The 5,762-nt window shown below is 66.6% G+C and carries 9 protein-coding genes; 1 reads left to right on the top strand and 8 read right to left on the bottom strand.

Going from position 1 to position 5,762, the window contains the following annotated elements:
- The first annotated feature begins 62 nt into the window (after positions 1–62).
- On the top strand, positions 63–701 hold the full coding sequence (locus ACWELQ_RS36215; protein WP_452401525.1) for a hypothetical protein: 639 nt from the start codon (positions 63–65) through the stop codon (positions 699–701).
- On the opposite strand, the gene ACWELQ_RS36210 is transcribed toward ACWELQ_RS36215, so the two are convergent.
- From ACWELQ_RS36210 to sufD, 8 genes are all read right to left on the bottom strand, one after another.
- The gene (locus ACWELQ_RS36210; protein ID WP_452401524.1) at positions 695–1,273 is read right to left on the bottom strand and encodes a DUF7691 family protein; all 579 of its coding nucleotides are present in this window, start codon (positions 1,271–1,273) and stop codon (positions 695–697) included. The genes ACWELQ_RS36215 and ACWELQ_RS36210 overlap by 7 nt on opposite strands.
- Positions 1,274–1,336: 63 nt before the next feature.
- Entirely contained in the window at positions 1,337–1,519 is a 183-nt protein-coding gene (locus ACWELQ_RS36205) for a hypothetical protein (RefSeq protein WP_452401523.1), read from the bottom strand.
- Positions 1,520–1,581: 62 nt separating this feature from the next.
- Positions 1,582–1,740, bottom strand: a complete 159-nt coding sequence (locus ACWELQ_RS36200; RefSeq protein WP_452401522.1) for a hypothetical protein — start codon at positions 1,738–1,740, stop codon at positions 1,582–1,584.
- Between the two features lie 93 nt (positions 1,741–1,833).
- A complete protein-coding gene (locus tag ACWELQ_RS36195) occupies positions 1,834–2,190 on the bottom strand; it encodes a metal-sulfur cluster assembly factor (RefSeq protein WP_452401521.1) in 357 nt (118 codons plus the stop codon).
- Between the two features lie 2 nt (positions 2,191–2,192).
- Complete coding sequence (gene sufU, locus ACWELQ_RS36190) at positions 2,193–2,666, bottom strand: Fe-S cluster assembly sulfur transfer protein SufU (protein WP_452401520.1); 474 nt, start codon at positions 2,664–2,666, stop codon at positions 2,193–2,195.
- A 3-nt stretch (positions 2,667–2,669) separates the two neighbouring features.
- Entirely contained in the window at positions 2,670–3,923 is a 1,254-nt protein-coding gene (locus ACWELQ_RS36185) for a cysteine desulfurase (RefSeq protein ID WP_452401519.1), read from the bottom strand.
- Entirely contained in the window at positions 3,924–4,697 is a 774-nt protein-coding gene (sufC, locus tag ACWELQ_RS36180) for a Fe-S cluster assembly ATPase SufC (RefSeq protein WP_452401518.1), read from the bottom strand.
- A 37-nt stretch (positions 4,698–4,734) separates the two neighbouring features.
- The coding region (sufD, locus tag ACWELQ_RS36175; RefSeq protein ID WP_452401517.1) for a Fe-S cluster assembly protein SufD at positions 4,735–5,762 on the bottom strand (1,028 nt) is incomplete at its 5' end.

Genomic DNA, 5,762 nt, shown 5'->3' with positions numbered 1-5,762 from the left:
CCCGTCGGTAGACGGCCCCGGACGCCTCGATCGTTTGTCGACTCGGCGCGTAGGTTTATCTGGTGAGTTGCGAATTCATCGTGCTGCCCATCGCCTCCATCTCCGAGTCGAGTGCCGCCGCCGCGTATCTGGCGAGCCGGGAAGGGCTCTCGATGCCGCGCAGTCTCGGACCGATCGTCGACGGACTGCACCGGTGGAACAGCGAGATTCCGGTGTGGGCGGCGCGGATGTCGGTCGAGGTGGTGGGCGACGGGGTGCGGGTGAGCGTGCCCGATCATGCCGGTCTGCGTGCCGAGCGCTGGGTGCGGGAACTCGTCGACGGCACCATGTTCGCCGTGCACGACGCGCACGGGGGTTCGCCCGCCGACACCGTGCCGCGGACCGACGTGAGTGTGGATCTGGGCGGCCGGATCACCAACGATTCGGTGTCGGCCGCGCAATTGCGTTCCTGGATACCGCAATTGCACCTCATCGTGCGCACGCCGTTCCTCATTCTGTGGCGTGCGGGCGACGACGCCTTCTTCGCACAGACCTACCGCACCGCACCGAATCGCTACAGCCTCGAATGCGTGAATGTGCACGGGGAACAGGTCGAAACCATGGTCGAGGACCCGCGGCTGGTCGCCGACCTGCTGTGGGACTACGTCATCGGCCGGCAGGATCGCCTGGCCCAGCTCGAGTGGACGCCCGTCGATCAGTAGTAGAAGCAGACCAGGCCAAGGCCCTGGCGGCGACAGTAGTGCAGCCAGCCCTCGATCGTGCCGGCGGACTCGCGGATTCCGGCGTCGGCCAGCAGGTCCAGGTCCGCCGCCGCGAAACCGGCTGCGAGGTCCTCGATCTCGTCGACCTCGAGCGATCCGATGCTGGGGAAATCGTCGACGTCCGGCAGCCGTGCCGGTACCCCGCCGAACACCAGCGAGGACGGCTCGAAGTCGACCCCGATCCCGGCCAGCGCCGCACCTACCACGTCGAAATACCCGAATCGCATGCCGGACCAGCCGACATTGCTCAGCGCTCGCCCATGGGTATCGCACACCGCCTCGAGCGCATAGCCGTACAAATGCCCGACGCCCGGCACGGTGGGTTCGCCCCGGAGCAGGTGCCGAACCAGATCCTGCGGCTCGATCTTCGCCTCGTGCGCCGGACCCTCGAGGCGAGCCAGCATCTGCGGGTGCACACGCTCGAGCGTCTCGTCCACGAATTCCTGCCCGTAGGAACCGAAGAGGCGAATCCCCTCCAGATCGACGGCGTACGGCATGATCCCGTAGGACACGATTCCTCCACAGCTGACGTCTCGGCACAACGTAACACGGTGTCGCGACACACCATTCGAACGCTACCGCTCGCGGTACAGCATCTGCAGGTTGGCCGGGTCGAGCGCTCCGTGGAGCGAGAGATCGAGGCGGTGGTCGGTCAGCGTATTCGCGATCCGGTCGTATGTGCGGATGTGGTCGGCGGGGCCGCCGGTTGGAGTACCGCCGCCTCGGCCACGACCGTCCGTTCGGGTGCGTCGAACCACGGCAGCCACCGGCCCCGATGCACCCGGTCTCCTGCGCGAAGGCGGGCCAGGTGCCGCCGTAGTCAGGTGTGGGTGGTGGCGATCGGTTCGAGATCGGTCAGGCGCTCGGTGATGCGGCGGGACTGCGCCGGGTTCCGGTGCACGGACGGATCTGCCAATAGTGTTGTCAGTTCACGGTATTCGGTGAGCAGGTCGTTGAGCAGCGCGTCATCGAGATCCATCGGGACCACCTCTTTCCGGCTCGACTATCGCACAAAAGGCGGTGGGGACCGATCCATTATCGGATCGGTCCCCACCGCGAGAGGTGTTGCCGTCTAGACCGTGAAGCCGAGCGCGCGCAGCTGCTCGCGGCCGTCGTCGGTGATCTTGTCCGGGCCCCACGGGGGCATCCAGACCCAGTTGATCTGGAGTTCCTCGGCCAGGCCGGAACGCACCAGGGCGTTGCGGGACTGGTCCTCGATGACGTCGGTCAGCGGGCAGGCCGGGGACGTCAGGGTCATGTCGAGTTTGGCGATGCCGTCCTCGAACTGCATGCCGTAGACCAGGCCGAGGTCGACGACATTGATGCCGAGTTCGGGGTCGACGACGTCGCGCATCGCCTCCTCCATGTCCTCGAGGTGCTGGATCTCCTCGGGGGTGAGTTCCTTGGCCTGCTCTTCGGTTTCGCTCATCTCTACTCCCCGTTGCCCATGGTCTTCTTGGCTTCCTCCGCCGAGGCTATCCGCACGACGGCGTCCTTGAACGCCATCCAGCCCAGCAGCGCGCACTTCACGCGGGCCGGGTACTTCGAGACGCCGGCGAAGGCGATGCCGTCGCCGATCACGTCCTCGTCGCCTTCGAGCGTGCCGCGCGAGGTGATCATCTCGTCGAACGCCTCGACCACCTTCAGCGCCTGCTGCACCGGCAGGCCGATGACCTGGTCGGTGAGCACCGAGGTGGACGCCTGGCTGATCGAGCAGCCCTGCCCGTCGTAGGACACGTCGGCCACATCGCCGTTGTCGTTGATGTGTACGCGCAGCGTCACCTCGTCACCGCAGGTCGGGTTGACGTGGTGCACTTCCGCGCCGAAGGGCTCGCGTAGCCCTCGGTGATGCGGGTGCTTGTAGTGGTCCAGGATGACTTCCTGGTACATCTGCTCCATGCGCATGGTCTATGCAACTCCGAAGAAGCTCTGGGCCTTCCGCACCGCGGCGACCAGCTGATCGACCTCGGCGACGGTGTTGTACACCGCGAAGGAGGCGCGAGCGGTCGCCGCGACACCGAAGTACCGGTGCAGCGGCCACGCGCAGTGGTGGCCGACGCGGATGGCGACACCCTGATCGTCGAGGATCTGGCCGACGTCGTGGGCGTGAATGCCGTCCACCACGAACGACACCGCGCCACCGCGATTCACGTTCTCGGTCGGGCCGATGATGCGCACGCCCTCGATCGCGCCGAGGCCTTCCAGGGCCGCGGAGACGAGCGTGTGCTCGTGCGCCGCAACGGCTTCCATCCCGATGTTACTCAGATACTGGACCGCCGCACCCAGGCCGATGGCCTGCGAGATCATCATCGAACCGGCCTCGAACCGCTGCGGCGGCGGGGCGAAGGTCGAGTGATCCATGTACACGGTCTCGATCATGGAGCCGCCGGTGATGAACGGCGGGGTGTCCTCGAGCAGCGCACGCCGCCCGTACAGGACGCCGATGCCGGAGGGGCCCAGCATCTTGTGCCCGGAGAAGGCGGCGAAGTCGACGCCCAGCTCCTTGAAGTTCACCGGCATGTGCGGCACCGACTGGCAGGCGTCCAGCACCACGATCGCGCCGACAGCCTTTGCGCGGCGCACCAATTCGGCGACATCCGCCACCGCGCCGGTCACGTTCGACTGGTGGGTGAAGGCGACAACCTTGGTGGCCGAGGACAATTCGAGCGAGTCGAGATCGATGCGGCCGTCTTCGGTGATCCCGTACCACTTCAGGCGCGCACCGGTGCGGCGCGCGAGCTCCTGCCACGGAACGAGATTCGCGTGATGTTCGAGCTCGGTGATGACGATCTCGTCGCCGGGCCAGACGCGGTGCGGGAACCGATCGTCGGAGAAGGCGTAGGCCACCAGGTTCAGCGATTCGGTCGCGTTCTTGGTGTACACGATCTCGTCCGGAGCGACTCCGACGAACGCCGCGATCGCCGCGCGCGCCGCCTCGTAAGCCTCATTGGCTTCCTCGGCGAGCTGGTGCGCGCTGCGATGCACGGCCGCGTTGTGTTCGAGCAGGAAGTTCCGCTCGGCGTCGAGCACCTGCAAAGGACGTTGCGACGTCGCGCCGGAATCCAAGTACGCCAACGGTTTCCCGTCGCGCACCGTCCGGCTCAGGATCGGGAAGTCCGCCCGAATCCGAGCGACGTCGAGAGTCCCCACGGTGCTGGTCATTTAAGCTCCTACGGAAGCAGAGGTGAAGCGCACGTAGCCATTCGAATCGAGTTCCTCGGCAAGTTCCGCGCCGCCCTCGGCGACGATCTTGCCGTTCACGAACACGTGAACGAAGTCCGGCTGGATGTAGCGCAGGATGCGGGTGTAGTGGGTGATCAGCAGGATGCCGCCGTTCTCCCGCTCCTTGTAACGATTGACACCCTCGGAAACAATCCGCAGCGCGTCCACGTCGAGGCCGGAGTCGGTCTCGTCGAGGATGGCGATCTTCGGCTTGAGCAGGCTCAGCTGCAGGATCTCCTGGCGCTTCTTCTCACCGCCGGAGAAACCCTCGTTGACGGAGCGGTCGCCGAACGCGGAGTCGATCTCCAGCTCCTGCATCGACTCCTTGACTTCCTTGACCCAGGTGCGCAGCTTCGGGGCCTCGCCGCGGATGGCGGTGGCGGCGGTGCGCAGGAAGTTGGAAACCGAGACACCCGGAACCTCGACCGGGTACTGCATGGCCAGGAACAGGCCCGCGCGCGCACGCTCGTCGACCGACATCTCCAGCACGTCCTCACCGTCGAGGGTGATGGTGCCCTGGGTGACGGTGTACTTGGGGTGCCCGGCGATGGCGTAGGACAGAGTCGACTTGCCCGAACCGTTGGGGCCCATGATCGCGTGGGTCTCGCCCGACTTGATGGTCAGGTTCACGCCCTTCAGGATCTTGATGGGCTCGCCGGATTCGTCCGGGTTGGCGACCTCGACGTGCAGGTCCTTGATTTCCAGGGTGGTCATCGGATTCGGATTCCTTTGCGGGATGGGAAAGTTGGTGTCAGACGCCGACAGCGGCGAGCTCGGCCTCGATGGCCGCCTCGAGCCGCTCCCGGACCTCGGGGACGGTGATCTTCTGCAGGATCTCGAAGAAGAAGCCACGCACCACCAGACGGCGGGCGACCTCCTCCGGGATGCCACGCGAACGCAGGTAGAACAGCTGCTCGTCGTCGAAACGACCGGTGGCCGCGGCGTGCCCGGCCCCGACGATCTCGCCGGTCTCGATCTCCAGGTTCGGCACCGAGTCGGCGCGCGCGCCGTCGGTGAGCACCAGGTTGCGGTTCACCTCGTAGGTCTCGGTGCCCTCGGCCGCAGCGCGGATGAGAACGTCGCCGACCCACACCGTGTGCGCGTCCGGCTTGTCGGAGGCCGGATCACCCTGCAGCGCACCCTTGTACTGCACGTTGGACTTGCAGTTGGGCTGCGAGTGATCGACCAGCAGCCGCTGCTCGAAGAACTGGCCGTCGTCGGCGAAGTACACGCCCAGCAGTTCGGCGTCGCCGCCGGGACCCGCGTAGCGGACGTTGCCGGTCAGGCGCACCACATCGCCACCGAGGGTGACGTTGGTGTGGCGCAGGGTCGCGTCACGACCCAGCTTGGCGTGGTGCGCGGTGACGTGCACGGCGTCATCGGCCCAGTCCTGCACCACGATCACGTTGAGCGCGGCGGAGTCGCCGAGGATGAATTCCACGTTCTCCGCGTAGGTTCCGCTGCCCTTCTGGTCGATGACCAGGGTGGCGCGCGCGAAATTGCCCAGGCGGACCTGCAGGTGGCCGTAGGCGGTCTTGCCCTCGCCCGGACCGGTGATGGTGACCGTGGTCGGCTCGGCCACTTCGGTTTCCGCGCCGACCGAGATCACGGTGGCCTGCTCGAAACCGGAGTACGCCTGCGCGGCAACACGATCGGTCGGGGTGCCGCCCTCGCCGAGGCGAGAGTCGGTGCGCTCCACGGTTTCCGCGGTGACGCCCGCGGGCGCGGTGACCTCGACGGTCGCCTGCCCGTCCCGCACGGCGGTGCCGTCGTGCAGGC

The sequence above is a fragment of the Nocardia sp. NPDC004722 genome, assembly GCF_053601505.1.
This window is presented reverse-complemented; position numbering and strand designations above follow the sequence as displayed.

Excerpts from the sequence above, each read along its gene's own strand:
- ACWELQ_RS36200 (WP_452401522.1), bottom strand. The coding sequence starts at position 1,740 with ATGGATCTCGATGACGCGCTGCTCAACGACCTGCTCACCGAATACCGT.
- ACWELQ_RS36195 (WP_452401521.1), bottom strand. The coding sequence starts at position 2,190 with ATGAGCGAAACCGAAGAGCAGGCCAAGGAACTCACCCCCGAGGAGATC.
- sufU (WP_452401520.1), bottom strand. The coding sequence starts at position 2,666 with ATGCGCATGGAGCAGATGTACCAGGAAGTCATCCTGGACCACTACAAG.
- ACWELQ_RS36185 (WP_452401519.1), bottom strand. The coding sequence starts at position 3,923 with ATGACCAGCACCGTGGGGACTCTCGACGTCGCTCGGATTCGGGCGGAC.
- sufC (WP_452401518.1), bottom strand. The coding sequence starts at position 4,697 with ATGACCACCCTGGAAATCAAGGACCTGCACGTCGAGGTCGCCAACCCG.